Genomic DNA, 26,886 nt, shown 5'->3' with positions numbered 1-26,886 from the left:
CTGTCTCCCGTTCGCACTGGCATTAGTAGCATCTCAGCAGGCAATGCCGATACTTGCCTCACCCGCTGCTCGAGTCAACCTGAAGGGAAGCCAGGGAAATTACACCGCATCCGTCATGGTGCCGGTGTCAGCCCAGCAAGCCTGGAGCGTGCTCTCCAACTACGAATCCATGCCAGGGCTGATGCCCGACATCCAGCAGACGAAGGTACTGAGCCGCTCGGGACGCCATATTGAACTCTCGCAAACTTACAAAGCCCCTTACACCTTTGGGCTGAGCATTAAGGCAAACCTCCAGGTGCAAGAGACTCCTCCCACCAAGATGAGTTACTCCCTGATCCGCGGCGAGCGCATCAAGCAATTAAGCGGTAACTGGACGATTACCCCGGTCAAAGGCGGCGTGCTGCTGAAGCACCAGCTGCAGGTGGTGCCCCAAATTCCAGGCTTCCTGCTGGGCACCTACTACGAACTCACCGAAGCCAACCTGCGCCAATCGATGCAAATCCTGGCCAAGGCGATGATTAATAGCGTCAACCGCGCACCCTCCTAACCCCGCGCGCCCACACCTCGTAGTGCACTCCGCGCCACTCCACCCTCCTAGCCAGGGAGGCCCGCAGGGTGGCCAGGCCGTATACCCACTGGGCCAGGGGCAGCCAGCGCAACAACTGCCAGGCGTGGGCGAGATCTTGCGGGGCAAGCTGGCTCCCCAGAGGGCGCAGCGACCGGCAGGCCACCGACTCGATCAACAGCAGCAGGGCCACACAGCCCAGCTCGTAGGCCAGCAGGGCAGCCAACAATCCGGCTGCAGCAGACCAAAGACCCAAACAAAGCGCCACCAGCAGCGCCGCCAGCACAGCTAGCAGCAGCAGCCAGCTACCCAGGCCATGCAGTGCCACTAGGGGCCAGGCGGGGTGGTGCAGCCGCGCCGTTAACAGCTGGCGGCTGATCCAGCGGCGCAACGGCCGCAGGGCGATGCCGTCGTCGCGGTCGAGGGCGAGCAGCTCCGGCCGAAACTGGTAGCGCCAACCGCAGCGGGCAAGCGGGGCGGACAGGGCGGTGTCCTCGCAGAGGCTGGTAGCCAGCAGCTCCCGCCAACCACTGGGCTCGATTAATTCGCGTCGCACCGCCAGCGATCCCCCCCAGGGGATGCCCAGCAGGGTCATCAGCACTAAGGCGCCGCCGTTCCAGATCGCCCGCACCAGCCCGGGGCCACTGCCCTGCTCCGGGGCATACCAACGGTTGCCAGACACCGCCCCGACGCCATCCTGGCCGCAGCCCGCCGCCAGGGCCGCCAGCCAACCGGGTGCCACCACCGCATCGGCATCCACCAGGGCCACGAGCTCGGTGGCTGCATCCAGCTCGCCGAAGGCCTGACGCAGCGAGGCGCTTTTGAGCGAACCCTGGGCCGGCCGGGCCGCCAGGGGGGTGAGCCGGGCCGCCTGCCAGCCAGCCTGGCCCGCCGCCTCCAGCCGGGCAATCGTGTGCTGCACGAGGGGCCAGGCCGGATCCTGGCGGGAATCGACCACCACCAGCAGGCGCCAGGGGCCCGGGTAGGTCTGCCCCGCCAGGGCCGCCAGGGCCGCAGGCAGGCTGGGGTCGGCTCCCCGCAGGCACAACACCACTTCAGCCGCCGGTGCTGGCTGGGCTAGGCCGGGGAGCCGCCGCAACCGCCGCCGCACCACCACCGCGAAGGCGAGCGTGAGCAGCAGCTGCAAGCCGAGGGTGGCCAACATGGCGCCGGCTAGGAGCGCGGCGATCACAGGCAATTGATCACTGGCAAATAATCACAGAGAAATGATCACAGCGAGGCCATGCCGGTGATCAAGCTGCGGGCATAGGGGCCGATCAGTTCCTCGAAGCCCGGGCAGCGCACGCCATGGGCCGCCAAGGCCGTCACGGTGGCCAGGCAGCTGGGCCGCGCCCGCACCCCGGCCTGATTGAGCTCGGGGTAGGTGAGCTGCTCGTCGCCCCAGCGCCGCACGAAGAAAGCGCGAATGCCGTGCAGGGGGTTGGCCGGATCAGCATCAATCGCCTCCAGCCAGCGCTCCATCGACACCAGCTCCAGCGGTGCCCCACGCTCGATCAGGTTGCCAAGCAGATCGGCCAGCAGCATCGGCTGGGGGTGTTGCAGGTGCACGTTGCGGCCCACCGCTTCCGGCGTCCAGGCCAGAGCCGTAACCGCATCGGCCACGTAGTCCACCGGCACCAGATCCAGCTCCCAGGGCAGATCCGGCGCCATACCCAGAGCTAGGCAACCCCGCAGCAGCCGGTGCAGCAGGTCGTCCTGGTGCCAAGCGCCTGTCTGGGAATGGCCCCCAATTAGGGGCGGGCGATACACCGTGACCGGCAACCCGGCAGCCCCAGCTGCCAGAACCAGCCGCTCACTCACCCATTTGGTTTGGGAGTAGCCCACATGGATGCCGCGCCACCCCGACACGTCGTCGCTTTCCAGCACCGCCCGGTTGCGGTAGGCGGCCGCCTCAAAGACCGCCACGCTGGAGATCAGCTGCACGGGCAGGGCCCCGACGGCGGCCGGATGCACCGCTAGGTCGAGCACCGTCTTGGTACCGCCCACATTGGCCGCCTCCAGTTGGCTGTAGGGGGCCATCTGGCTGAGCTGGGCACCGTTATGCAGGATGCCCCCTAGGCCTTGAGCCAGCTCAGCAAAGCCATGCTCCAAGAGACCGAAGCGGGGCTGGGCCAGATCGCCTGGCACCGCTACCAGCCGTTCGCTCCAGCTGTCCTGCCATAGACCGTAGTGATCAAGGTTGGCGCGAATCCGCTTCAGCCCCTGGGAGGGATCGCTGGCCCGCACCAGGCACAGCACCTGCACTTGATCCCAGCGCTGCAGCTGGCCCGCCAGCAGGTAAGCCCCCAGGAAGCCGGAAGCGCCCGTAACCAAAATTGCCTCCCCTGGGCCTGCTGTTGCGGAGGAGGTAGTGGTGGAGACCGCTGGCAAGCTCCAGTGAGATTCCAACTGGGCTTCCCTACCTAAATCCAACACCCGCTCTGCCCCAGCCTGGGGATCTACCAGAGCCTCTAGCAATACCGCCGCCAGAGCTTCGATCGTGGGATCGCCAGCGAGGGATTCAAGCTCCAACTTCACCCCCAGGTCCCGCTGGATACCTGCAGCCAGCTCCACAGCCATGAGCGAATCGAGGCCGATGTGGAACAGGGAATCACCGGAATCAAGACTGCGCCCATCCTCCAGCCCCATCACAATCGCCAAGCGCTGTTGCAGCAGCGCAACCACTAGGGCCAGTCTCTGGTCAGAGTCGGCCGCGGCGAGCTGGCGGCGCAGGAGCTCACCCTCGCCCCCTTGATCGCCGCGGCCGTCAACATCAAGCAGCGGTTGCAGCATGGCCGCCTGACGGTTACCAAGCTGGGCTGCCAGCTTGGGCCAGTCATTGTTGAGCACGGCTACGCAACCAGACCTGCCCCGCTCCAACAGCAATCCCAGGGCCCCAAATGCCTGGGGAGGGGGAAGCAGGCCAACCCCCAGGGCGGCAAAGCGGCGCTCAAGCCCCTCCGCCATGCCGGCCCCGCCCCAAGGGCCCCACTGCACCGAGAGCAGAGGCCAGTCGTTTGCAGCGGCAGCCAAGCCATCGAGAGCGCCATTGGCCGCTGCATAGCTGGTTTGCCCGGGGGATCCGAGCAGAGCGGCCATCGATGAAAAGGCCACTCCAAACTCCGGCTGGCAGTCGGCCAGCCGGCAGGCCAACTCCAGCCTCTGCCAGCCAGCCAATTTGGGCGCAATCACCGCGGCCTGGCGGGCGGGGGTCTGCCCCTCCAGAAGACCGTCATCCAAATGACCAGCGGCGTGGAATAAGCCAGCCAAGGGTTGGCTCCGCAGAGCCTCGGCTAAGCGCTCTACCGGATCGGCAGCCAGATCGAAGGCGACCACTTCGCAGCCAACCCCTTGGGCCTGCAAGCGCTCCACCAACATGGGGTCAGGTTTGCGTCCTAAGAGCAGAAGGGAACGAGCACCTTGCTCAGCCAACCAGAAACAGAGCTGCTGGCCGATTCCACCGAAAGCCCCCGTCACTAAATAACAAGCCTCAGGGCGGATCGCCCAGGCCGCCGGCCGCTCTGGCTGGGTGATCACGACCTTGCCCACGTGCCGGGCCTGGGCCATCAGCCGAAACGCCTCCACGCCGCGCTCGATCGGAAACGCCTGCAGCGCGATCGGCGCATAGCGGCCGGCCTCAAGATCGGCCAGCAGCTCCAGCAATAAGCCGCGCACAAGGCCGGGGTCGGCAGCGGCCACCTCCAGCAGATCGAAGGGCAGGTAACTGCTGTCGGGCCGGCGGCGGAGGGCCTCCTCCCGACTCCAAATCTCAATTTTGCCAAGCTCCACAAAGCGGCCGCCGTCAGCCAGGGCAGCAAAACTTGCCTCCACCCAGTCGCCCTTGAGGCTGTTGAGCACCACATCCACTCCCCGGCCGCCGGTGACGGCCCGCACCTGCTCGGCAAAGTCGAGGCTGCGGGAATCAAACACAGCCTCCACCCCCTGCTGCAGCAGACCCGCCTGCTTAGCCGCACTGGCGGTAGCGAACACCCGCGCACCGCAGAGTCGGGCCACCTGCAGGGCCGCCTGACCAACCCCCCCCGCGGCCGCATGGATCAGCACAGTGTCGCCAGGGAGCAGCTTGGCCAGGGTCTGGAGGCCGTAGATCGCTGTGAGGAAAGCCGTGCTGACGCTGGCCCCCAGGGCCGGATCTAGCGACGGTGGCAGTGGCACACAAAGGGCGGCGCGGCAGACAACGTGGCTAGCCAGGCTGCCCACCGCCAAGGCGGCCAGCAGCCGCTCACCCACCAGCCCCGGATCCACACCAGGGCCAACGGCCACCACCCGACCCACACATTCGCCGCCATACGGCATGCGGGCATCAGCATCCATGCCAAGTTCACGGCTGTAGCCCGCCAGCAGTCCCAGAGCGTTCAACACATCGCGGAAATTGAGGCCCGTGGCCTCCACCGCCAGTTCCAGTTCCCCGGGGCCAGGCGAGCGCCTCTGCAGGGGCACTGCCCGTAATGTCTCCAGGCTGCCCAACGCACCGCTTTCCAGCCGGAAGGGCGCATCGGCCAGGGGCTTAAGACGCTGCACCCAGGCCCTGCCATCACGCCAGGCGAGCAAAGGTTCGCGCTCACCAAGAGCAAAAAGGGCTGACCAATCGGCAGCAGCTGGCGGGCTGCCTTCTTGAATCAGTAGCACTGTCCAACCCAGGGCGGGCTGTTCAAGCGCAGCCGAACGACCAAACGCTGCTAAGCCGGCAGCGAGAGGCCCCTCTCCCTGCAGCACAAGCCAAACAGGCCGGGGCGGGACGGCTGCCAGCTGCTGGGCCCAAAGCAGCATTTGGGCTGCCAACGCCTCCAACTCACAGGCAGGCTTAGTGAGATCAGGCCAGAGCAAAAGCGGCCCTACTCCTGGGGGGATCACCTCGCCTTCTGCAAGTCTCAGCGGTGTGGGGCCTGACAGCGGCTGTGAATTGGAGTTGGTTGCCTCCTGCCAGTTTGTTTCCAGCAACCAGTTCTGGGCAGTTGGCTGGGGGTTAGCCGCCGGCAGGGGAAACAACCACTCCATTGCCTGCCTAGGCAGGCGCCGCAGCCGGAAGCCCCGAATCCAGCCCAAGGGAGCGCCGCCCTCATGGAGCACTAGGTCAGCGAGAACGAAGGCCGGCTCCTGACTCGGCTGAAGCCGCACCTGACATTGCAAACGATCAGGTAGGGGCAAGGCCGCCAGCCAAAGCTGCTCCAGCCCCACGGGTAGAAGCAGCTGGCCTTCCCGGGCCGCTGGATCCAGGAGCACAGCCACAGCCTGGAAACAACTGTCAAGAAGACCCCGGTCCTGGCCCCTCTCCGGTCGCTCCAGCTCAGCCCAGGCTTGACCTTCCGCCAGCTTGATTTGCCGCAGGCCGCGATAAGTAGGGCCGTACTCCAGACCCACCTGCGCCAAGGCTTCGTAGAAGCTATCAAGCTCCACCTGCTGCACCGAGTCCGGCGCCGGCGACAGCGCAAATGGAGGCTCTACAGGCAAGTCCCCAGCGAGGGAAACCTCGCCATGACGCTGCCAGGGGGAGAGCTCGGCAGCATCGAGCCGGCTGTAGAAAGTCAGTCCATCGGTGCGCCAGTGGCCCTGGAGCCAGGCCGCTGCACCTGGAGCGACCAACTTCAGTGGCTGATCCAATTTCATCGAACCCAGCCTCAGGGGCTGCTCGGCCTGGTCCAATAGCGCCAGTGCCGCCAAAATGAATCCCGCAGCCGGGAACACCGCTTGAGTGCGAATCCGGTGGTCGCTTAGGTCGGTTCCCTCACTACACAAACGCGTCTGGTGCACCTCCGTTTCGCCAGGCAGATCGATCCGAGTGAACCTCTCAGCAGCAGAACGCGAACTACTGGAGGATTGTCTATCCACTCCAGGCTGGAAAACAGGGGCTTGAGGTGTGCTGTTTAGAGCGGTGATCCCCAAATGGTCGAGCCAGAAGGCACCTGGAGCTGGGCCCTCTCCCTGGCGGCTCCACCAATAGCGCTGTCTCTCGAAGGGGTAGCCGGGCAGGGTGATGCGGAGGGCAGGGAAGGGGCGATGGAATCCGGCCCAGTCAATGCCGTAGCCATCGCGCCAGAGGCCGCCGAGGCTCGTGAAAAGCACCTGCCAGTCAGGCTTTCCCTGCTCCAGGGAAGGCCAGTGGTTGAGGGATTGATCTTGAGTGCATTGACGCGCCATGCCAATGAGCGTGGGGCGAGCACCGATCTCAAGAAACACCTGGGCACCTTGTGAGACAAGGGTGTCAATACCTTGGGCAAATTGCACAGGGCTGAGTATTTGGTCACACCAGTAGTCCGACTGGGCAATCTCCGCGCCAGCTAGCAAACCAGTGAGGTTGCTCACCAGCGGCTTACTGGGGGGCGCATAACTGAGCTGGCGCAGTTCGAGCTCGAAGGCCTCAAGCATCGGAGCCATTGCCCGGGTATGAAAGGCATGGGAAACAGACAGCTGACGGGCGTTGCAGCCAACTGCATCAGCATCCGCAAGCAGCTGCCGCAGGGCAGCGCTGGGTCCAGCCACCACCGTGTTTAACGGGCCGTTGTAAGCAGCCACCACCAACTCTGGGTGGCGCGCTAGCAAGGCTTGGACCTGGTCAAGCGGAGCCAGCAAAGCCACCATCCCGCCCCCTGTAGGCAAAGCCTGCATTAGTCGGCCACGAGCCGACACCAGGCGACAGGCATCCTCCAGGGAAAAAACACCGGCCAAGTGCGCGGCGAGGACCTCGCCAATGCTGTGACCCATCAGCAGATCAGGTCGCACTCCCCAGCTTTGCCAGAGCTGGCTCAGGGCATAGCCCACCGCAAACAGAGCTGGCTGGGTAGCTCCGGTCTGATTAAGCAGGGCCGCAGCCTCGGCCTCATCCCCATCCCGGGGCGTCAAAAACTCGCGCAGGGGTTTATCTAGCTGTGGATCCAGCAGAACCGCAACCCTTTCAAAAGCCTCAAGGAAAGTGGGATGGGCCAGCAGCTCTTGGCCCATCCCAAGGGCCTGTGAACCCTGCCCAGTAAATAGCCAAGCCAGCTTGCCAAGGCGCCTTGATGCGGTGGCGCAGTAGACGCCTTCAGGAAGAGGACGTCGGTCGCTTGCCAGGGATTGGAGCTGGGACACCAGATGATCCTTATCTCGAGCCAGAAAGACCGCCCGCCTTCGAAAGCCAGTGCGGCCTAGGTTTGCGGAAGCTGCCAGATCGGTGAGCTTGATGTTGGGCTGCTCCTGCAACTGCTGAACTAGCTCGAAGGCAATCCTGTTGAGAGCCTCAGGTGTACGAGCCGAGAGGGTTATTAGCTGCAGCGGCATGCGCGCGCCAAAGCGAATAGGCGCGCTCTGGCGGGGAGCATCTGCCAGCACGACATGGGCGTTGGTTCCACCGAAACCGAAGGAACTAACCCCCACCACCAAGGCTCGATCCTGATGGGGGAACGGCTCCAGTTCGGTCTGAACCTGCAACTTTAGGCCGGCAAAATCAATGGAAGGATTTGGGCGGAGGCAATGCAAGCTGGGGGGTAGTTGTCGCTTAGCTACGCAAAGAGCCGCCTTGATCAATCCGGTTATGCCAGCGGCAGTTTCCGAGTGACCAAGGTTGGTTTTCACCGAACCCACGCGGCAGGACTCCCCCTCAGAACGCCCTTCGCCAAGCACGGTGCCGAGAGCCCGAAGTTCAATCGGATCTCCCTGGCGAGTTCCCGTACCGTGAGCCTCGACGTACTGGGTAGCCGCTGGGTCAATGCCTGCCTTGGCAAAGGCCGCGCGCACGCAGGCGATCTGGGCCCGAGCATTGGGAGCAACCATGCCATTGCTGCGGCCATCAGAATTGACAGCTGAGCCATGGATCACCGCGTAGATCGAATCTCCTTCTGATTGGGCAGCGGCTAGGGGCTTGAGCAGCACCGCCCCGGCTCCCTCCGAACGCACATATCCGTCAGCACTGGCATCAAAACTCTTGCAACGACCATCTGGCGCCAGCAGACCGGCCTTGCAAAAGCTCATCTGAATGCCGGGGTGAATCAACGCCTGCACACCACCGGCGAGGGCAGCCTCGGATTCGCCCCGCCAGATGCTTTCGCAGGCCAAGTGCACCGCTACTAGGGAGGAGGAGCAAGCGGTGTCGACAGTGAAGCTGGGGCCCTTGAAATCAAAGAAATACGAGATACGGTTTGCAGCTATGCACCCTGTGTTGCCTGGCAACACGAATGGCTCGTTGTCGGGAGTGATGAAGCGCTCCCGCGAAGCCCAAAGCAAGGAGCTGTAGTCGGAGCTGGAGATGCCCATGAACACCCCCACCGCCGAGCCGCGCACATGCTCGAGGGGCTTGCCTGCATCCTCGAGGGCCCGCCAAGCCACTTCAAGCAAAAGCCTCTGCTGGGGATCCATACAGACCGCTTCCCTGGGCGTAATGCCGAAAAAGGCCGCATCGAACTGATCGATGCCCTCTACAAAACCGCCGTGGCGCACATGCTGAGTGAGCGGATGGCCAGGGTCAGGGTTGTAGTGGAGATCCAAATTCCAGCGGTCGGGGGGCACCTCTGTGATCGCCTCACGACCTTCCCTTAGAAATCGCCAAAAACTTTCAGGTGAATTGATACCCGCCGGAAGCCGGCATCCCATGCCCACGATTGCAATCGGCTCTGACATGGGGCCTGTCAAATTCATCTCATTGTTGCTTAAGGGCTAAGCGCTCGAGGATTGTGCCCGGATCGGCCGACAGGCGGTGCTGCTGATAGCGATGCCGTAGGGCCAAATACGCAGGTGGATTGGTCAGCCATTGGTGCACCAAGGTTGACAGCTCTTCAGGCTGTCTAATGGCAGACTCCAATTCTCGGGCATGGAAATACCGGGGGGCCAGCAATTCCTGAGGCATGGTTGTGCCGTAATGGTTGAACACCAGTGGGCATCCCATAAACAGAGCCTCAGTGGCAGTTCGGGCACCTGGGCGGCTAACCATGGCCCAGGCGCGACGATAAAGATCAGCCATCGCCGCCGGTCCCTGATAGTCGAGCACCTGAACAGCCAGCGCTGGGTGCCGATCTACCCAGGCCTGCACTTCCTTCCGCACAATCTGTCGTCGGCCGCATAGGGCAGCCACCGTCAGCTGACCAGCAAACGGCAGTAGCTGCTCCAGCAGGGGGATGTGGTTATTTGCGCCATTTGAGCCCGTGCCGAGCACCAACAGGGGCAGACCTTCAACAGCAGCAGTCGCCGGCCCACCATCGTGATACTCCGGGTAAAAGAGGGGCCCAAGCAGCTCCGCTGGAACCCCTGGACGTCGTCGCCGCACTTCCCTGACCACCTCCTCTGTAAGGGCCCAGAACAGGTCGGTTTTGCGACTGAGCCAGTTGCGGCTAAAGCCAAAACCACCATCCAGCTCAGTGCAGCAAGTGATGCAACGAAGCTGGTTACCCAAAACCCTTTTAGCCAAATCGAAATGGCCACGATTGGTGTGAGGGTGGGTTGAGATCAGCACATCCGGGCGGAAGTCCAGAAGCTCACGAATCAAGTAACGGCGCCCGAATAGAACGGTGCCTGGCTTGACCAGATCTTCCAGCTCCATAGCCCGCCAGTAGATCTGGTGCAGCCAGGGGCGTCGGCGTTGGATCCAGTTGTAGAGCTCTACGCCACCTCGATAGGTACTACTCGAGCGCTCCAACACCTGATCGACACGCACTTCGATATTCGGCCGCTCACGCTCCAACCAATGCCGAATTGCCTCGGCGGCCGAGTCGTGAGCAGTGCCGCCACTGGATGTATAAATCAGAACTTTCATCACTATCTATTTTTCATCCAGGTGAAGGCGCCCCAGGGGACGCCAGAGCCGCCAAATAGGAATCAGCAAAACCCAGCCAAGCAAGCCGATCGCCATCGCCGTCGGGCGCCCCGGACCCCGGCCAAGGACGTCCAGCAGCCAAGCGGGCCAGTAGCTACCCCGGATCAGCGGGGCTATCACCCCATCGGCCAGCAAGCTCATCCCCAGCAGAGCTCCTAGACGGGAGATCCACTCCAGGCCATAACGGCCGACAAACAGCCGCGGCTGTAAAGCCAAAGGCACCCAGGACAACCAAAGACTCTGGAGGGCGCCAAGAGCAACCGGAACCGCAGCAGCAAATAGGGCCACGGCCAAAAACCACACCCCCTGCCACTGCTGAAAGCACACCAGCCCAGCCCCGGTAAGTAGCACCGCCTGGAGCAGCAACACGATGCGCAGCCAGTCCAGCCAATGGCAGCGAGGCACCCGGGCCCATAGCCAGAGCCCACCGGCATAGCCCAATCCGGCCAGGGCCAGAGCCAGGATCAGACGCTGGGAGCCGCTTGCCGCCACCACCCAGGCGGGGAAAGCGATCTCAATGGCAGCAAACACGCCTACCACCACGCTGTTGATCTGCAACAGGGGGCGCCAGCGTCGATTGCTCCACAACCTGCTCAAGGCATGGCGCACCCCTAGCTGAGGGGAAGCCTCATGACCAGCAGCCGTAGTGAGCGGGGCTGACAACGACTGCGGCCAGGCCACCAGAAGCGTGCAGGCCGCAGCAATAAGTGACGTAAGGCTGTCAGTGACGAGTACACCCGGCAACCCGGCCGTCGCCGCCAGCAAAGCGCCGAGTAGGGGAGCTGCCATCACCACAGCGCCATCCGACCCAGCGAAGAGCCCGCTGGCCGCTCCCAGCTGCTCTGTAGGCACAAATCTGGCCAGTTGGCTGGACCAGCTCACCACCAGAGCCGCCTCTGCTGCCGCTGCCAGCCCAATGCAAAGCAACACCGGTGGCAGGGTGGCTGGACGCATCATCAAGGTGAAGGCCAGGCCCAAAGTGCAGGTGCTGCCGAGGCCGTTAGCGGCAAGCATCACCCGTCGCGGCGGCCAACGATCCAGTTGACGGCCCAATAGCGAAAGGGATGCCAACTTGGCCAACTGCACCACAACCGCCACCGCAGCAAAGGCACTCAGCTGGCCATGCTGCTGGAACAGCCACAGCCCCAAGGCGTAAAGACTCACCTGAGTGCCGAGGTTTGAGAGCAGCTGGCCCGCCCACATGACCAGAAATGGCCTTGGCAGCGACCTAAGTTTTGGGCCAGCCACCAGCACAGTCGGCTCTCCTTTTCCAATACATTCACCCTCCCACAGGAGTTCACACCCCTGACAAAAGTCCTGCTTGCCGGCAGGATCTAAGCATCCTCGGCAGCTTGCCTTGATGACCCCAGCCCCTGACCAGGCCGCGATCAGCACCGAAGCCAGCCCCAACGGCGCTTCCCTCGCCTGGGTGCCCTGGCTGCAGGCCGGCGTCACGGCAATGCTGGTGGTGCTTTTTTTGGTGATCGTGGGTAAATCCCGCCAGCAGAACGACACGATCCGCCAGTTGCAGGAGCGGGTGCAGGGGTTGGAGAACAGCCGGGCCCTTGATCGCACCACTGGCCTGGAACAGCAGCTGCGCTCCACGGTGGAGCGGCTGCAAGCGGTGGAGCGCAATGGCACGCGCATCGATGGGCTGAGCCGCGAAATCGCCAACCTGCGGGCCGAGCTCAGCAAGTTGCGCGCAGCCCGCCCCAGCGAAACGACTGACCCGAAAACCGATGAGCTGCCTTTGGGAGTGCCGCCCCTTCCGCCTGTGCGCCCCCCTGCAACTGCTAACTGATCAAGTTTTCAACCTTTGACTGGTTTTCAACCTTTGACTGCATCGCCGGCGGCGCTGGGCAGGATGTAACGCTGCAGGCCGATAAACACCACCAGCACCGGCAGGATCGAAATCACCGCTCCGGCTGCCACCAGGCGCCAGTCGAGCGAAAAGCTGCTGGCCAGCTGCTGCAGCCCAAGGGGCAGGGTGTAGAGCTCGGGTTCATCGAGGATCACCAGGGGCCAGAGAAAATCGCTCCAGGTGCCGATAAACACGAACATCGCCAGGGTGATCAGGTCGGCCCGGGCCGCTGGGATCATCACGTTCCACCACTCCCCCACCGGCGTGCAGCCATCGCAACGGGCCGCCTCCTCCAGCTCCACCGGCACCCCCAGGAAGCTCTGCCGCAGCAGGAAGATGCCAAAGGCGGTGGCCGCCTGGGGAATGATCAGGGCCCAAAGGGTGTTGCGTAGACCGATCTGCACCATCAGCAGGTACAGCGGAATCATCACCACCTGAAAGGGGATCAAAATCGTTGCTACCACTAGGGCCAGCACCAAGCCCCGGCCGCGAAAATTCATGCGGGCCAGGGGATAGGCCGCCAGCGAGCAGAAGAGCACGTTGGCCAGCACCGCCAGGCCACTCACAATCGTGCTGTTGAGCAGGTAGGTGCCGATTGGATTGTCGGCAAAAAGGCGCCTGTAGGCCTCAAAGCTGGGCTGACTGGGCCAGAGGGCTGGCGGGCTGGTGAAAATGTCCTCGGCCGGACCCTTGAGCGAGGTGCTCACCAGCCACAGCAGCGGCACCAGCATCGCCAGGGCCACCAGCAACAGCAAAATCAGCTGGGCGGCGGCACTGAGCCGTGAGCGGCGCGGTCCGGAGAGGGGCAGGCTCATGGCGGGGGGAGCTGAAGGGAATCAGATGACTCAGGGGGGCGGGCCGGTCCGGGGAGCAAGTGTTATGGCGCTTAGCTTAGTCTTGGCTTAGCTAATCAACAAAAACAACACACAGCCCAGGGCGTGATCCCAAGCTGAAACCCCACACCTACCCAGCTGCCTAAACCCACCTGCCTAAACCCTCGGCCGGTCGGCCAGGGGCAGGTCGCCCACTACGGGCAGCGGCGCCTTCTGGGGGTGCAGCGGCTGGTGACGCCCACCGGCCACCAGCCTATTGAGGGCGTTCACGAAGGCCTGGGCGGCGGCCACCACGATGTCAGTGTCGGCTGAGTGGCCCGAATAGAGCACACCCTCGTGGCGCAGCCGGATCGTCACATCGCCCATGGCATCGATGCCTTCGGTCACCGATTTCACCGAAAATTCCACCAGCTCATTGGGCACCTGGGCCAGCCGATTGAGCGCCTGACACACCGCATCCACCGGCCCAGTGCCGATCGCCGCCTCGCTGAGCTCGGCGCCATCCGCAGTCACCAGGGTGACGGTGGCGGTGGGCTGCAAGCCAGTGCCACAGCTCACCTGCACGCTCTTAAGGGTGAAGCTGCCGCCATCTTGCTGCTGCACCTGCTCGCTCACGATCGCCTCGAGATCGCGGTCGCTGATCTCCCGCTTGCGATCCGCCAGCTCCTTGAAGCGGGCGAAGGCATCGTCAAGGTCCTCACGCTCGAGCGTGTAGCCCAGCTCCTCGAGCCGGGCCCGGAAGGCGCTGCGTCCGCTCAGCTTGCCAAGGGAGATGCGGTTGTCGGCCAAACCGACCGTGCGGGCATCAATGATTTCGTAGGTGAGGCGGTTTTTGAGCACGCCGTCTTGGTGGATGCCACTCTCGTGAGCAAAGGCATTGGCGCCCACGATCGCCTTATTGGGCTGCACCGCCATGCCGGTGAGATTGCTCACCAGCCGCGAGGTCTTGGTGATCTCCTCGGTGCGCACGCCCGTGAGCGGTTCGGTGCTCTCGGCCGGCCGCCCCAGGAAGGGGTTGAAGTAGCTGCGCCGCACGTGCAGGGCCATCACCAGCTCCTCGAGCGAGGCATTGCCAGCCCGCTCGCCGATGCCGTTGATCGTGCACTCCAGCTGGCGGGCGCCGTTTTTCACCGCCTCGAGGAAGTTGGCCACCGCCAGGCCCAGGTCGTTGTGGCCGTGCACCGAGATCACCGCCTGGTCGATGTTGGGCACCTGGGCATTGATACCGGCGATCAGCTCACCGAATTCCGCCGGGGTGGCGTAGCCCACGGTGTCGGGGATGTTGATCGTGGTGGCGCCGGCGCTGATCGCCGCCTCGATCACCTGATGCATGAACTCCGGATCGCTGCGGCCGGCGTCTTCGCAGGAGAATTCCACGTCGTCCACCAGCGAGCGGGCGTAGGCCACCATCTCGGCGGTGATCGCCAGCACCTCAGCGCGGCTCTTGCGCAGCTTGTGCTCGAGATGGATGTCGCTGGTAGCAATAAAGGTGTGGATGCGCCGCTTAGCAGCGGGCGCCACCGCCTCAGCGCAGGCCTTGATGTCGCCGGCAGCGGCCCGAGCCAGACCGCAGATCACCGGCCCATCGGGGGTGCCCACGGTTTCGGCAATGCGCTGCACGGCGTTGAAGTCGCCGGGGCTGGCAAAGGGGAAGCCGGCCTCGATGATGTCCACCCCCAGCCTTGCTAGCTGCTGGGCGATCGCCAGCTTCTCCTCGAGGTTCAGGCTGGCGCCAGGCGACTGCTCGCCATCGCGCAAGGTGGTATCGAAGATCAATACGCGGCCGGGATCGCGGGCCATAGGGGAGCCCCTCTAGGCGGAATGACTATGAGATAGCCCATTGTATGCGGGCACTACGCCTAGAGTGCCGTGATCGCAGGATGGTTATGGCCGCAGGCGATCTGGCCCTAGTCCTCCACGCCCATCTTCCATACGTGCGCTCCAGCGAGCCCGGTTCGCTGGAAGAAGATTGGTATTTCCAGGCGCTCCAGGAGTGCTACCTGCCACTTCTTGCCGTGCTGGAGGCCGCCGCCGCTGACCGGCGCCAGCGCCCCAGGCTCACCCTCGGCCTCTCGCCCACCCTGCTTTCCCTGCTGGCCGATCCCCAGCTCAATGGCCGCTTCCTGGCCTGGATCGCCGTTCGCCAAGAGCTGCTGCTGCAAGCCCCGCAAGACCTAGGCCCAGCCGCCAGCCACCTGGCAGCTCAACTGGAAGAGGTGGTGAGCCAGTGGCGTCAGATCAAAGGGCAACTGATCCCACGCTTCCGCAGGCTGCAGCAACAGGGGGTGCTCGATCTGATCACCTGCGGTGCCACCCACGGCTACCTGCCCCTACTGCGCCAGGTGCCGGAGGCGGTGCGGGCCCAGCTGGTCACCGCAGTGCGCGAGCACGAACGCCTGCTGGGTGAGCGGCCCCTGGGCATCTGGCTGCCGGAATGCGCCTACTACGAAGGCCTCGATCAGCAGCTGGTGGGCTGCGGCCTGCGCTACTCGGTGCTCGATGCCCACGGGCTGCTGCATGCCCTGCCGCGCCCCCGCTATGGCGTATTTGCACCGATCTGCTCGCCGGCCGGGGCCGCCTTCTTCGGCCGCGACAGCAGCGCCACCCTGCCGGTGTGGAGCGCCCGAGAGGGCTACCCCGGCGATGGCGCCTACCGGGAATTCCACCGCGACCTGGGTTGGGATCTGCCCGATAGCGAACTAGCCAGCCATGCCATCGCCAGCCGCCGGCCCCTCGGCCTGAAGCTGCACCGGGTCACTGCCCAAGGCTGCCCCCTCGACCAGAAACAGCCCTACGAACCCGCAGTTGCGGCCGAGCGAATCGAAGAGCATGCCGCCACCTACCTGCAGGGTCGAGCCGAGGAGCTAGGCAACCTGGCCCGCTCGATGGAGCGCCGGCCCCTGCTGGTGGCCCCCTTTGACGCCGAATTGTTTGGCCATTGGTGGTTTGAGGGGCCCCAGTTTCTGGCGGCCCTATTCCGCCAGGCCGATGGGGCCGGCGTGCGCCTGGTGACCCTGCGGGAGGCCCTCGGCGGCACCGACCCCCTGCAGGTGTGCCGCCCCTCCCCCAGCAGCTGGGGCCAAGGCGGCTACCACGACTACTGGCTCAACGAGACCAACGCCTGGGTGGTGGCCGAGTGGCAGCGGGCCTCCCAGGCCATGGTGGCTCGGGTGCAGCGCGGCGTTGGCAGCCCAGCCCAGCGAGACCTGCTCACCCAGGCGGGCCGGGAGCTGCTGCTGGCCCAAAGCTCTGATTGGAGCTTCATCCTGCGAGCGGGCACCACCACCGGACTGGCCAAAGAAAGGATCGAGCGCCACCTGGATCGCTTCTGGCGCCTGCTGGATGCGATCGACAACGGCACCGAGCTACCCGCCAAATGGCTCAAAGCGATAGCCATCGAAGACGGCCTATTCCCCCTGCTCAATGCGGCCGATTGGCTGCCGGCGCCGGTCCAGTCCTAGGCACAAAGCTAGGGGCCCAGCATGCGAAGGCCCAGCTGCAACTCCCGGCCCCGCATGCCCATCAGGCCCCAACGCACGCTCCAGGGTGCCGTGGCAAATAGGGCAACCATCGCCGCCAGCAGCTCGCCCAGGCTGAGCGTATTGGTCAAAAAGCCATACCACTGGGCGCTGGGCAGGGAAAAGAAGCTGGTGAAGTGACTGCGCAGCTGGGGCTCCGAGAAGCGCATCAATTTCTCCAGCCCAAATTGGTAGAGGGCGTGTTTACGGCGTAGCTCCGGGGGCCAGAGCACCAGCCAGCCAGCTGCGGCCAGCTCCGCCGAAGTGGCGGCCGGTTCAGCCCGCAGCCGCGCCGCCACCGCCGCCGCCAGCACCGGCGCCCGGCGCAGCAGCGCCCCCACCATGTAGCCGGAGGCCGGATGCACCATCGCCGCAGCCCCACCAAAGGCCAGCACGGGCTGATCCAAATCCGGTAGCGGCAGGTTCATCGGAAACAGGCAAAACTCCTCGTGCTCCACCTGCTCGATCGCCACACCGCGATGGGCCAACCGCCGCTCGAGGCGCTGCTTGAGCGTGGCGTAGGGCACCGGCGGCGCCAGGGCCAGGGAGGTCTCCTCGACAAAAAACCGTCCCTGCCCCAGATCCATCGCGTAGAGGAAAGTAGGGGGCTCCTGCCGCTCCGCTTCGCTGAGGTGATCGGCGCGATAATCCATCAGCACGAATTGCCCCGACGGCACCGGCGGCGCCGTGAAGCGTCCCACCACGCCGTAGGCAGCTTGGCCCGCCACCGGCCCCCGCTCAGGCCGCTGCACAAACACCGCCTTGTGGCCGCTGGCATCCAGCACCAGCCGCGCCTCGATCAGCGCTAGATCGGCAGCAAGAGCCGGGGCATAGCGCACCTGGCTGCGGCCGCTCCCATGGCTCAGCTCCTCTGCAAGCCCGCGCAGCCACTGCACGCCGGCGGCCTCGCAGCGCTCCAGCCAGAACTGCTGCAAGCGCGTTTTGTCGAACAGGCCGTAGTCGCGGCCGTGGCGGGTGGGGCTGTTGGCTGGATCGGCAGGGTCGTTGCTGCCGGAGCCGAAGTAACTGCAGGTGTCGCTCCAGCGGTGCTCCAGCAGGTGGCCTAGGCCGAGGGCATCCACCTCGTCTCCCCAGATCCCGTAGGTGTTGGGCCAGAGTTCGCGAGGATCAGTCGCCGCCAGCACTGCCACCGCCAGCCCCTGCTCCGCCAGCTCAGCGGCGATGGCCAGGGCCGCCGGGCCTGCGCCCACCACCAGCACATCAGTGGGCATCACACCGGTCGAAAGAGAGCTCATGCTGCATCACAGGGGCAGATAGAGGCTTCATGGGGTGTCCTTAAAGGGACGGAAACCATGGTGCCCATAAAACGACACCGCAGCAGGAGTCTTGGCATCAACAACCTGGTCATACCCTCCGACCGAGGCTCTGGCATGGAGGCAACGTTGTACGGCCAGGGCCTTCTGCAGGAACCAGCACGAATGTCTGGCTCACACCACGGCGCATGTTCTGGTGCGCCTGCTGTTTTAAAAAGCGATCGAGGGCGGGCTCGCCACAGCAGAACTCCTTGCGATTGTGACGGGTTGGGTCGAGCTGCTCCTCCTCAAACACGGCTCACGCGCGTGCAGGCCTGCTCCAACGCATCCTGCAGGGCGGCGTTGGGCTCAAACGGCTGGGCGATGGCGGCATGAAAGGCCTTGAAATCCTGTTGTGACAGGGTGATCTGCTGGTCGCGCTGGATGGCTTCGGCCGCACGCGCCTTGGCCGCGAGCCGCACAATCGACGCCATGGTCACCCCTCGCTGGCTGGGCTTTCAAGTTCGGCAGGGGAAGCGCCAGCGTCTTCGGTGGTGAGGGCGACAGCTTCATCCAGGGCGACCACCTCCAAAGGGGGCGCATCCTCGTCGACGGGCACTTCCTCCTCCTCGGCAGCCGGTGGCACCAGCACCACTTCGCTGAGGCGATCGCGGGCATCAAGCTTCTGCAAGCGCACGCCCGTAGCCGCCCGCGACTGCTGCGGCACCGCATCTGCCTGGGTGCGAACAATCACCCCCTTCTCGCTCACAAGCAGCAGCTCCTCGCCAGCCCCGAGCACCTTGAGGCCCACCAGCACATCACTCTTATTGCGGAACTTGATCGCCCGCAGGCCCATGCCGGCGCGCTTCTGCAGGCGGAACTGATCCACCGGCACCCGCTTACCAAGGCCGCTGGCACTAGCCACCAGCACCCAAGGACCCTCGCTCGGAGCCACCTCCTCACTTTCATCGTCTTCGGCGCTGGCCGAGCTCGCCACCCGATCGGCGAGCTCGGCGGGCAGCACATCCATGCTCACCAGCTGGTCGCCGGGGCGCAGGTTCATGGCCCGCACGCCGCGGGCGGTGCGGCCCAAGGGCCGCAACTCCTCGTCGTTGAGACGGAAGTGGATGGTCATGCCGTTGCGCGAGCCGATCAGGATGCTGTCGCCGGGCAGGGCCAAGCGCACCCAGGTGAGGGCATCCCCCTCCACCAGATCGATGGCGATCAAGCCATTGGAGCGGATGTTGGCAAAGGCCGATAGACGGGTGCGCTTAATCGTGCCGCCACTGGTAAGCATCACCAGCACACCGTCATCGGTGAATTCGCTCACCGCCAGCAGCGAGGTGATCTGTTCCTCGCGGGGAATCGGCAACATCTGCACAATCGGCGTGCCCTTGGCAGCGCGGCTGCAGATCGGCACCCGATAGGCCGGCACGGTGTAAACAACGCCGCGATCGGAGAACAGCAGCAGGTTGTCGTGGTCGTTGCAGCTGATGAACAGCCGCACCGCCTCCTCGCCCTGGGTCTTGGTGCCGGCCTTGCCGCGAGTGCCGCGGCTGGTGGCCTCGAATTCGCTCACCGGCATCCGCTTCAGGTAGCCGTTCTCGGTGAGCAACACCACCGAACGCTCATTAGCGATCAGGTCGATGTCTTCGAGGCCGCCCTCGAGATCCAGAATCTCTGTGCGGCGGGGGGAGAGGTAACGAGTGCGGATCGCACCGAGCTCTTCGGTGATGATCGTGAGTACGCGCTCGCGATTGGCCAGGATGTCTTTGTAGTCGGCAATCTTGGCGACTAAGTCCTCATGCTCAAGGCGGATCTTGTCGGCCTCGAGGGCCGTCAAACGCCGCAGCTGCATCTGCAGAATGGCGTCTGCCTGGATCTCACTGAGGCCATGGCGCTCCTGCAGCTGCATGCGGGCCGTGGCCGCATCGGAAGCAGCCCGGATCAGGGCAATGATCGGATCGAGTTGGTCTAGGGCCAGCAGCAGGCCCAGCAAAATGTGGTCGCGCTCCTCGGCTTTGCGCAGGAAGTAGCGGGTTCGGCGCTCGATCGTCTCGATGCGGAAGTCGAGAAACACCTGCAGCATCTTGCGCAGGGTGAGCAGCACCGGCTCCGACTTCACCAACGCCAGCATGTAGGCGCTGAAGTTGTTTTGCAGCGGCGTGAGCTTGAACAGGTTGTTCAGCACCACCTGGGGGTAGGCATCACGGCGCAATTCGATAACGATCCGCATGCCATCGCGGTCGGATTCATCACGGATATCAGAGATCCCCTCCAGCTTCTTGTCGTTGACTAGCTCGGCGATCCGCTCAATCAGCGAGGCCTTGTTGGTTTGGAAGGGCAATTCGGTGATGATCACCGCATCGCGATCGGGGCGGCCCTTCACCTCCAGCGTTTCAATCGAGGCGACGCCCCGCATCGTCACTGAACCGCGGCCGGTGGTGTAGGTGTCACGAATACCGCGGCGACCCAGGATCTGGCCTCCCGTGGGGAAATCCGGCCCCGGGATGATCGCCATCAACTGCAGATCGTCGATGTCGGGGTTGGCGATCAGCGCCAGCGTGCCGTCGATCAGCTCAGTGAGGTTGTGGGGTGGGATGTTGGTTGCCATGCCCACGGCGATGCCGGTGGAGCCGTTGAGCAGCAGCTGCGGAATCCGCGCCGGCATCACGGTGGGCTCCTGCTGGGAGCCGTCAAAGTTGTCGGCGAAATCGACCGTTTCGGCTTCGATATCGTCGAGCAGGCTGTCGGTTGTCAGCGCCTGCAGCCGGGATTCGGTGTAACGCATGGCGGCCGGGGGGTCGCCGTCCACCGAGCCGAAGTTGCCATGCCCATTGACCAGGGGCATGCGCATGTTGAAGTCCTGGGCCATCCGCACCAGGGCGTCGTAGACGGCCGTATCGCCGTGGGGGTGGTACTTACCAAGCACCTCACCCACCACACGGGCGCACTTCCTGTAGGGCCGGTCGCTGGTGAGACCCAGCTCATACATGGCGTAAAGGATGCGCCGGTGCACCGGCTTGAGGCCATCCCGGGCATCGGGCAGGGCCCGACCCACTATCACGCTCATCGCATACTCCAAATAGGAGCGCGACATCTCGTTGCGCAGATCGGTCAGGATGATCCGCGAATCACCGTTGCCACCGGACTCCCCCGGAATATCAGCACCGGGTCCGCTGGGGTCCGCCATGGATGACCGTCTTTACCAGTGGTCAGTTTATCTAAAGCCCAGGGGGAATGCCCAAATCCGATCCATTCCCGCCACGCCAGGAGGCGGAGCTAAGGCTCAAGCAGCAACGGGGCCAGCTGCAGGTGCGCGCCGCCGCTGATTTTCGCAGCCTGGTGCTGCAAGCCGGGCTGGCCGAGGCCTACGCCAGCACTGATGTGGTGGTGGCAGCCGATGCGGGCTTCAGCGACCAGGCCAGCCTGCTCCTAAGCCTCGGCCCCACGGATCCACCGATCCGTCTGCGCGACGGCCAGCTGGCCGGAGTGGCGGGGTTGGCGGGCTGCGGCAGCGGCGAGCTGGTGCTGCCGATCGGCGGCGGCCTAGGCGATGCGATGGGCGGCGCCCAGCTGCTCGGCGCCCTGCTGCAGGGCCGGGCCCTGCCCTTCAACGCCAGCGGCGAGGCCACCGCCCTGCACCCCCGCCGGGAGCTGCACACGGAGCTGGGTCTGGAGCAGATCGGCGCTGGCCGGCTGCTGCTGCAGCGGGCCATCAGTGAAAACGGCGTAGTCGCCCTCAGCCAGGCGGAAGGGCCCTGCCCAAGCCCCTACGGCACCCTGCTGGGTCCAGCCGCCAACGCCCTTTATTCCTGCGGCGGCGCCGGCAGCATTGGCCTCACCATGCCGGGTTTGTCGCTGCTGGGGCCTGGCTCACCGGTGCTGGTGGGCGGCGCCATCGGCTGGGTGATAGGGGCTGGCAGCGGCCACCAGCCCGGTTGCCGGCGCCAGGCCAGCGGCCACGCCCGCACCCCCGGCGCGGCCGCCGCCGTGAGCGTGGATTTGCACGGACTGCGGCCCGAGTGGGTGCGCCCTTGTTTTTTTGAGGGCCATGGCAGCGCCCTACTGATTACGATTGCGGCGCCGGTGCCCCTGATCAATGCCGAGGTGGCCCGCCAGGCCGCCGCTGGCCCCCAGGAGCTCGAGGCGCCCGTGCTCGACCTGTCGGTGCCGCGGCGGATCAAACCCAGCCTGGGCTCGGTGAGCTATGCCGAACTGCTCAGCGGCACGATCCAGGTGGCAGGCCGCTCGGTGGCCTGTGCGCCCTCCCACAGCCCGCGACTGGCCGCCGCCGCCAGCGAGGCCCTGATATCAGCCCTGATCGACGGCAGCTTCCCCCTGCGCCTACCGGTCGTGCCGCTGAGCAGCCGCCCCAGCCTGCTGCCGATTGAGGCCTAGGGCTTGGAGTCCCAGCCAACCGCACCTAAGCTACCTCCACATTCCAATCCCCGCCGCGCCGCCCGCCATGGCCGACGACACCACCACCAACCCCGACGGGGCTGTTCAAGAGCCAGTCGAACAGCCAGTGGAACAGATTGTTGAGCAGGTCGTTGAACAGGTTGTTCAACAGCCCGCTCCAGAGGCGGCGCCCCCCGAACCCAGCATTGCCGCCACCCTGGTAATTGAAGCCAGTCCCAGCGCAGGCTCCAACTCGTTCAGTGACGAAGCCGAGCCCCAAAGCGGCGAAGGTGGTGAGTGGGATCTGCTGCTGGGCAAGCTGCGCCAGTGGCTCGATCAAAACGAGCTCAACAACCTGTGGGCCCAGGCCCGCAAACCGGTCACCATCCTTGCTGGCCTGGTGGGCCTGCTGCTGGTGGTGCGGGTCTACAGCGCCGTGCTGGGTGCCCTCGACAGCTTGCCCCTGGTGCCCGGCCTGCTCGAGCTAGCTGGGGTGGTGTGGGCGGTGCGCTACGGCATTCCCAAACTGCTGCGCAGCAGCGAGCGCGAACGGCTGCTGGGCGGTCTGAGCCAAAGCTGGAAAGCCTTCCGCGGCAAGGCCTGATCCCACCTTGCCCCGCGGCCTGCGGGCGGCTGGTTGATAGCTTGACCCGAATTAGTTAACTCCAGGTGGACATTCAGCTCGGTCGCTTCCGCACTGTGCGTCGTGCCTACGGCATCGACGAGATCGCCCTGGTGCCGGGTGGCCGCACGGTTGATCCAGCTATCACGGACAGCAGTTGGAGCCTCGGCGGCATCAGCCGCGAGATTCCGATCATCGCCAGTGCCATGGACGGGGTGGTCGATGTGGCCATGGCGGTGGAACTGAGCAAACAGGGAGCCCTAGGCGTTTTGAACCTGGAGGGCGTCCAGTGCCGCTACGACGACCCCAATCCCATCCTCGACCGCATCGCAGCGGTGGGCAAGGAGGACTTCGTACCCCTGATGCAGGAGCTCTACAGCCAGCCGGTGCGGGAAGACCTGATCCGTCAGCGGATTGCCGAGATCAAGCAGCAGGGCGGCATCGCGGCGGTGAGCGCCACTCCAGTGGCCGCCCTGCGATTCGGCAAGGCCATCGCCGAAGCCGGCGCCGACCTTTTCTTCGTGCAGGCAACGGTGGTCAGCACCGAGCACATCGGCCCTGAGGGCCAGGAGAGCCTCGATCTTGAGCACCTTTGCCGCACCTTCGGGGTGCCCGTGATCATTGGCAATTGCGTCACTTATGAGGTGGCACTGAAGTTGATGCGGGCCGGCGCCGCCGGCGTGATGGTGGGCATCGGCCCCGGTGCTGCCTGCACCAGCCGCGGTGTGCTGGGTATTGGCATTCCCCAGGCCACCTCAGTTTCCGACTGTGCCGCCGCCCGCGACGAATATTTCACCGAGAGCGGCCGCTATGTGCCGATCGTGGCCGATGGCGGCATCGTCAACGGCGGTGACATCTGCAAGTGCCTGGCCTGCGGCGCCGACGCCGTGATGATCGGCTCCCCCATTGCCCGCGCCAGCGAGGCCCCCGGCCGGGGCTTCCACTGGGGTATGGCCACCCCTAGCCCGGTGCTGCCCCGCGGCACCCGCATCAAAGTTGGCACCACCGGCAGCCTGGAAAAAATTCTGCGGGGTCCGGCCGGTCTCGATGACGGCACCCAGAACCTGCTGGGCTGCATTCGCACCTCGATGGGCACCCTCGGCGCCCGCACCATCAAAGACATGCAGAAAGTGGAGGTGGTGGTCGCCCCCTCCCTGCTCACTGAAGGCAAGGTCTACCAAAAAGCCCAGCAGCTAGGCATGGGCAAATAAGCAAGGGCGGTTGTTTCTACAGGCGGGACAGACTGCAGCGTTAGCCTCAGTAGGTGCGAGCTTCGGCTCTCACACTCCTCACACCCTCCAGCCCGGCGCGTCCGGGCCTTTTGTCTTCTCCCTCCCAGGCTCACCGGATCACGACCTGCAACGGTCGTGGGTAGGCCTTAAACAACCTTGCTAGATTCGCCAAACCCTGATCCTGCAAGGATGTCCAGCGCCGCTGCTGTCACTGATGCCTCCTTTGAGCAAGACGTGCTCAAAAGTGATTTGCCCGTGCTGATCGACTTCTGGGCCCCCTGGTGCGGCCCTTGCCGCATGGTGGCGCCAATCGTCGACGAAATCGCCACCGAATTCGAAGGCAAGATCAAAGTGTTCAAGCTAAATACCGACGAAAATCCCAACGTCGCCAGCCAGTACGGCATCCGCAGCATCCCCACCCTGATGATCTTCAAGGGGGGCCAGAAGGTCGACACGGTGGTTGGTGCCGTGCCTAAAACAACCCTGTCGTCCACAATTTCCAAGTACCTCTGAGCGCAGTTGAGCATCTAGTCCTGAGCGACCCATCCCATTTCGGCCAGAGCCCTTTGCAGGTTCTGGCCCATGAGCTCGAAAACCACCCCCAGCGGCATCTGATCGAGCGCTCCCTGGTTTCCCTGCTGCAGGTGGGTCGCCACGAGCGTGGCCTGGATGAATGGCGGCTTATCAGTGGCGCCCTAGCCGACATCAGTGAGGCCCTTGAGGTCTTTCGTCCCCGCCGCAACACCCGCAAGATCACCGTCTTCGGTTCAGCTCGTACGGTGCAAAGCGACCCCAGCTACGCATTGGCCGAAGAGCTGGCCCGCTATGCGGTGGCCGCTGGATTTGACGTAATGACCGGCGCCGGCGGCGGCATTATGGAGGCCGCCAACAGCGGTGCCGGCTGTGAAGCCAGCATCGGCCTCAACGTGGACCTGCCGTTTGAGCAGCACGCCAACCGCTTTGTGAGCAGCTGCGATGGCCGGCTGCTCCACTTCCGCTATTTCTTCACCCGCAAACTTTTCTTTTTGCGCGAGAGCGATGCCCTGGTGGTGATGCCAGGCGGCTTCGGCACCCTCGACGAGCTATTCGAGTCGCTCACCTTGATCCAAACGGGCCGCACCCCGCCGATTCCCCTGGTGCTGCTTGCCCCTCCCGGCAACCCCTTCTGGAGCGGCTGGCAGCGCGATGTCAGCCAGGGGTTGGCCGCCAGCGGCCTGATCTCCCCCGAAGACGGCGACATATTGAGGGAGGCCCACAGTGCCGAGGAGGCAGTGGCCCACATCAGCCGCTTCTATCGCCTTTTTCACTCCGCCAGGCTGGGCGACAACCGCATCGAGCTGCTGCTCAACTGCGCCCTGCAGCCAGTTCAGCTATCTGCCCTCAACCTGCAGTTCGATGATCTGGTGGATGAGGGTGTTATCCAGGCGAGCGAGACCGTCGACGATGCCGGCCTGCTGCGCCCCTGCCTGAATTTCCACTTCAATCGCCGCCGCATCGGCCGGCTCTACCAGCTGCTCGACACACTCAACGGGCTGGAGGTGCCTCCAGAGCAGCTGCTTACGGAGCCCGGCCGCCGCCAACCCAGTTCTTCGACCCCATGAGTCGCCTCGGCTTGATCGATTACGGCATGGGCAATCTGCACTCTGTGCAGCGGGCTTTCGAACGGCTTGGCGCAACGGTCCAGCCCGTTCAAAGCGGCGCCGAAATGGATGGCTGTAAGGCCCTGGTGCTGCCAGGGGTCGGAGCCTTTGATCCGGCGATGGAGCGCCTGCGCCAGGGTGGTCTGGCCGAGGCGATCACGACCTGGTGCGATGCCGGCCGACCCCTTCTGGGCATTTGCCTGGGGCTGCAGCTGCTGTTTGAGGCCAGTGACGAGGGCGAAGCCGAAGGCCTGGGCCTGCTCAAGGGGCGGGTGCGGGCCCTGCCCCGCCGGCCTGGCCACCCGATTCCGCACATGGGCTGGGAGCCCCTGGTGCCAGCAAACCCCAGTCCCCTGCTGCCGGCCGGCAGCCCGGAGAGCTGGGTGTATTTCGTGCACTCCTACGCCGCCGAGCCCAGTGATCCGGCCTGCAACACCGCCCTGGTGCGCTTCGCCGACACCGCTGTCACCGCCGCTGTCTGGCAGGGAGCCATTGGCGCTTGCCAGTTTCACCCGGAAAAATCAGGCCCCCACGGCGAGGCGATCCTGCGCCGCTGGCTGGCCTGGCTCGATGCCTTATGAGCCTGCGGCTTAGCGGGGGCCGGCGGCTGCAGAGTCCACCGGGCAGCATCGCCCGCCCCACCAGCTCCCGGGTGCGGCTGGCGGTAATGAACCTGCTGGCAGCTGAGCTGCCCGGCTGCGCCTGGCTGGATCTATGCAGCGGCAGCGGCGCTATGGCCTGCGAAGCCCTGCATCGGGGTGCAAGCCGAGTTGTGGCGATCGAGCAGGACCGCCGCATCGCCGCAGTGACCCGAACCAATCTCGAAGCGGTGCATCAGGGGCTAGGTGACGCCGGCCGCCAAGCAAGCGCCTGGGCGGTGCACTGCCGCGAGGTGGGGCGTTGGCTGGCGGAGCCAAATCAACATGCAGCCTTTGATCTGATCTATGCCGACCCCCCCTACGCCGCAGACCTTTATGCCCAGATAGCCAGTGCTGTGCTGGTAGGAGGCTGGCTCAAGCCAGGCGGCACCTTGATCTGGGAATGCGCCAGCTCCAAGCTGCCAGAGATTCCAGCCGGGTGGAGCAAGCGCGATGAACGGCGCTACAGCAGCACCAGCTTGCTGCTACTGGATCAAGTCCACTGCAGCACCGATTGAAGTGTC

General features: G+C 64.7%; 20 protein-coding genes. 10 read left to right on the top strand and 10 right to left on the bottom strand.

What is annotated here, in order from left to right; translation table 11 throughout:
- Positions 1 to 43 precede the first annotated feature (43 nt).
- On the top strand, positions 44 to 547 hold the full coding sequence (locus KBY83_RS06475) for an SRPBCC family protein (RefSeq protein WP_255018819.1): 504 nt from the start codon (positions 44 to 46) through the stop codon (positions 545 to 547).
- On the opposite strand, the gene KBY83_RS06470 is transcribed toward KBY83_RS06475, so the two are convergent.
- The 4 genes from KBY83_RS06470 to KBY83_RS06455 all read right to left on the bottom strand — a co-directional run bounded on the left by KBY83_RS06470 (position 528) and on the right by KBY83_RS06455 (position 11,567).
- Entirely contained in the window at positions 528 to 1,730 is a 1,203-nt protein-coding gene (locus KBY83_RS06470) for a glycosyltransferase family 2 protein (RefSeq protein ID WP_255018818.1), read from the bottom strand. The two genes, KBY83_RS06475 and KBY83_RS06470, sit on opposite strands and share 20 nt — an antisense overlap.
- 65 nt (positions 1,731 to 1,795) lie before the next feature.
- Positions 1,796 to 9,175 carry a type I polyketide synthase gene (locus KBY83_RS06465; protein WP_255018817.1) on the bottom strand — a complete coding sequence of 2,460 codons (7,380 nt, stop codon included), beginning with the start codon at positions 9,173 to 9,175 and terminating at the stop codon, positions 1,796 to 1,798.
- A gap of 19 nt (positions 9,176 to 9,194) precedes the next feature.
- Positions 9,195 to 10,304 (bottom strand): MGDG synthase family glycosyltransferase, encoded by a 1,110-nt coding sequence (locus tag KBY83_RS06460; protein WP_255018815.1) that lies wholly within the window; start codon positions 10,302 to 10,304, stop codon positions 9,195 to 9,197.
- A gap of 6 nt (positions 10,305 to 10,310) precedes the next feature.
- Complete coding sequence (locus KBY83_RS06455; protein WP_255018814.1) at positions 10,311 to 11,567, bottom strand: MFS transporter; 1,257 nt, start codon at positions 11,565 to 11,567, stop codon at positions 10,311 to 10,313.
- A gap of 157 nt (positions 11,568 to 11,724) precedes the next feature.
- Here KBY83_RS06455 and KBY83_RS06450 point away from each other — a divergent pair, with 157 nt between their 5' ends.
- Positions 11,725 to 12,165, top strand: a complete 441-nt coding sequence (locus tag KBY83_RS06450) for a hypothetical protein (RefSeq protein ID WP_255018813.1) — start codon at positions 11,725 to 11,727, stop codon at positions 12,163 to 12,165.
- A gap of 26 nt (positions 12,166 to 12,191) precedes the next feature.
- Here KBY83_RS06450 and KBY83_RS06445 read toward each other — a convergent pair whose 3' ends face one another.
- Positions 12,192 to 13,040, bottom strand: a complete 849-nt coding sequence (locus KBY83_RS06445; protein WP_106501493.1) for a carbohydrate ABC transporter permease — start codon at positions 13,038 to 13,040, stop codon at positions 12,192 to 12,194.
- A 174-nt stretch (positions 13,041 to 13,214) separates the two neighbouring features.
- A complete protein-coding gene (locus tag KBY83_RS06440) occupies positions 13,215 to 14,858 on the bottom strand; it encodes a 2-isopropylmalate synthase (RefSeq protein WP_255018812.1) in 1,644 nt (547 codons plus the stop codon).
- An 86-nt stretch (positions 14,859 to 14,944) separates the two neighbouring features.
- Between KBY83_RS06440 and KBY83_RS06435 the strand changes: the two genes are divergently transcribed.
- Positions 14,945 to 16,519 (top strand): glycoside hydrolase family 57 protein, encoded by a 1,575-nt coding sequence (locus tag KBY83_RS06435; protein WP_255018811.1) that lies wholly within the window; start codon positions 14,945 to 14,947, stop codon positions 16,517 to 16,519.
- An 8-nt stretch (positions 16,520 to 16,527) separates the two neighbouring features.
- Here the strand turns inward: KBY83_RS06435 and crtL are convergent, their stop codons facing one another.
- From crtL to gyrA, 4 genes are all read right to left on the bottom strand, one after another.
- On the bottom strand, positions 16,528 to 17,832 hold the full coding sequence (gene crtL / locus KBY83_RS06430) for a lycopene beta cyclase (RefSeq protein ID WP_255018808.1): 1,305 nt from the start codon (positions 17,830 to 17,832) through the stop codon (positions 16,528 to 16,530).
- A gap of 109 nt (positions 17,833 to 17,941) precedes the next feature.
- Positions 17,942 to 18,145 (bottom strand): hypothetical protein, encoded by a 204-nt coding sequence (locus tag KBY83_RS06425; protein WP_255018807.1) that lies wholly within the window; start codon positions 18,143 to 18,145, stop codon positions 17,942 to 17,944.
- Entirely contained in the window at positions 18,138 to 18,323 is a 186-nt protein-coding gene (locus KBY83_RS06420; RefSeq protein ID WP_255018806.1) for a DUF1778 domain-containing protein, read from the bottom strand. Before KBY83_RS06420 ends, KBY83_RS06425 begins: the two co-directional genes overlap by 8 nt.
- Before the next feature lie 2 nt (positions 18,324 to 18,325).
- Positions 18,326 to 21,022, bottom strand: coding sequence for a DNA gyrase subunit A (gene gyrA, locus KBY83_RS06415; RefSeq protein ID WP_255018805.1), 2,697 nt, complete (start codon positions 21,020 to 21,022; stop codon positions 18,326 to 18,328).
- Between the two features lie 47 nt (positions 21,023 to 21,069).
- On the opposite strand from gyrA, the gene KBY83_RS06410 reads away from it, so the two are divergent.
- The 7 genes from KBY83_RS06410 to rsmD all read left to right on the top strand — a co-directional run bounded on the left by KBY83_RS06410 (position 21,070) and on the right by rsmD (position 26,880).
- On the top strand, positions 21,070 to 22,230 hold the full coding sequence (locus KBY83_RS06410; protein ID WP_255018803.1) for a homocysteine biosynthesis protein: 1,161 nt from the start codon (positions 21,070 to 21,072) through the stop codon (positions 22,228 to 22,230).
- A 67-nt stretch (positions 22,231 to 22,297) separates the two neighbouring features.
- Positions 22,298 to 22,834 carry a CAAD domain-containing protein gene (locus KBY83_RS06405; RefSeq protein WP_255018802.1) on the top strand — a complete coding sequence of 179 codons (537 nt, stop codon included), beginning with the start codon at positions 22,298 to 22,300 and terminating at the stop codon, positions 22,832 to 22,834.
- Between the two features lie 65 nt (positions 22,835 to 22,899).
- Positions 22,900 to 24,063 carry a GuaB3 family IMP dehydrogenase-related protein gene (locus KBY83_RS06400; protein ID WP_106501487.1) on the top strand — a complete coding sequence of 388 codons (1,164 nt, stop codon included), beginning with the start codon at positions 22,900 to 22,902 and terminating at the stop codon, positions 24,061 to 24,063.
- 210 nt (positions 24,064 to 24,273) lie between these two features.
- A complete protein-coding gene (gene trxA / locus KBY83_RS06395; protein ID WP_106501486.1) occupies positions 24,274 to 24,597 on the top strand; it encodes a thioredoxin in 324 nt (107 codons plus the stop codon).
- 53 nt (positions 24,598 to 24,650) lie between these two features.
- The gene (locus KBY83_RS06390; RefSeq protein WP_255018801.1) at positions 24,651 to 25,685 is read left to right on the top strand and encodes an LOG family protein; all 1,035 of its coding nucleotides are present in this window, start codon (positions 24,651 to 24,653) and stop codon (positions 25,683 to 25,685) included.
- The gene (gene hisH, locus KBY83_RS06385; protein WP_255018800.1) at positions 25,682 to 26,305 is read left to right on the top strand and encodes an imidazole glycerol phosphate synthase subunit HisH; all 624 of its coding nucleotides are present in this window, start codon (positions 25,682 to 25,684) and stop codon (positions 26,303 to 26,305) included. Before KBY83_RS06390 ends, hisH begins: the two co-directional genes overlap by 4 nt.
- Complete coding sequence (gene rsmD, locus KBY83_RS06380) at positions 26,302 to 26,880, top strand: 16S rRNA (guanine(966)-N(2))-methyltransferase RsmD (RefSeq protein WP_255018799.1); 579 nt, start codon at positions 26,302 to 26,304, stop codon at positions 26,878 to 26,880. The genes hisH and rsmD overlap by 4 nt, the downstream gene beginning before the upstream one ends.
- Positions 26,881 to 26,886 lie beyond the last annotated feature (6 nt).

This window comes from Cyanobium sp. WKJ7-Wakatipu, assembly GCF_024345355.1.
GTDB classification, from domain to species: Bacteria; Cyanobacteriota; Cyanobacteriia; order PCC-6307; family Cyanobiaceae; genus Cyanobium_A; species Cyanobium_A usitatum.
The sequence above is the reverse complement of the archived record's forward strand: the minus strand, read 5'-3'. Positions and strand labels throughout refer to the sequence as shown.

Bases quoted from the DNA above. Each gene is read 5' to 3' on its own strand.
- trxA (WP_106501486.1), top strand. From the start codon at position 24,274: ATGTCCAGCGCCGCTGCTGTCACTGATGCCTCCTTTGAGCAAGACGTG.
- KBY83_RS06475 (WP_255018819.1), top strand. From the start codon at position 44: ATGCCGATACTTGCCTCACCCGCTGCTCGAGTCAACCTGAAGGGAAGC.
- crtL (WP_255018808.1), bottom strand. From the start codon at position 17,832: ATGAGCTCTCTTTCGACCGGTGTGATGCCCACTGATGTGCTGGTGGTG.
- KBY83_RS06405 (WP_255018802.1), top strand. From the start codon at position 22,298: ATGGCCGACGACACCACCACCAACCCCGACGGGGCTGTTCAAGAGCCA.
- KBY83_RS06455 (WP_255018814.1), bottom strand. From the start codon at position 11,567: ATGTGGGCGGGCCAGCTGCTCTCAAACCTCGGCACTCAGGTGAGTCTT.
- KBY83_RS06420 (WP_255018806.1), bottom strand. From the start codon at position 18,323: ATGGCGTCGATTGTGCGGCTCGCGGCCAAGGCGCGTGCGGCCGAAGCC.
- hisH (WP_255018800.1), top strand. From the start codon at position 25,682: ATGAGTCGCCTCGGCTTGATCGATTACGGCATGGGCAATCTGCACTCT.
- KBY83_RS06460 (WP_255018815.1), bottom strand. From the start codon at position 10,304: ATGAAAGTTCTGATTTATACATCCAGTGGCGGCACTGCTCACGACTCG.
- KBY83_RS06440 (WP_255018812.1), bottom strand. From the start codon at position 14,858: ATGGCCCGCGATCCCGGCCGCGTATTGATCTTCGATACCACCTTGCGC.
- KBY83_RS06470 (WP_255018818.1), bottom strand. From the start codon at position 1,730: ATGTTGGCCACCCTCGGCTTGCAGCTGCTGCTCACGCTCGCCTTCGCG.
- gyrA (WP_255018805.1), bottom strand. From the start codon at position 21,022: ATGGCGGACCCCAGCGGACCCGGTGCTGATATTCCGGGGGAGTCCGGT.
- KBY83_RS06465 (WP_255018817.1), bottom strand. From the start codon at position 9,175: ATGTCAGAGCCGATTGCAATCGTGGGCATGGGATGCCGGCTTCCGGCG.
- KBY83_RS06445 (WP_106501493.1), bottom strand. From the start codon at position 13,040: ATGAGCCTGCCCCTCTCCGGACCGCGCCGCTCACGGCTCAGTGCCGCC.
- KBY83_RS06450 (WP_255018813.1), top strand. From the start codon at position 11,725: ATGACCCCAGCCCCTGACCAGGCCGCGATCAGCACCGAAGCCAGCCCC.
- KBY83_RS06410 (WP_255018803.1), top strand. From the start codon at position 21,070: ATGCCCAAATCCGATCCATTCCCGCCACGCCAGGAGGCGGAGCTAAGG.
- rsmD (WP_255018799.1), top strand. From the start codon at position 26,302: ATGAGCCTGCGGCTTAGCGGGGGCCGGCGGCTGCAGAGTCCACCGGGC.
- KBY83_RS06435 (WP_255018811.1), top strand. From the start codon at position 14,945: ATGGCCGCAGGCGATCTGGCCCTAGTCCTCCACGCCCATCTTCCATAC.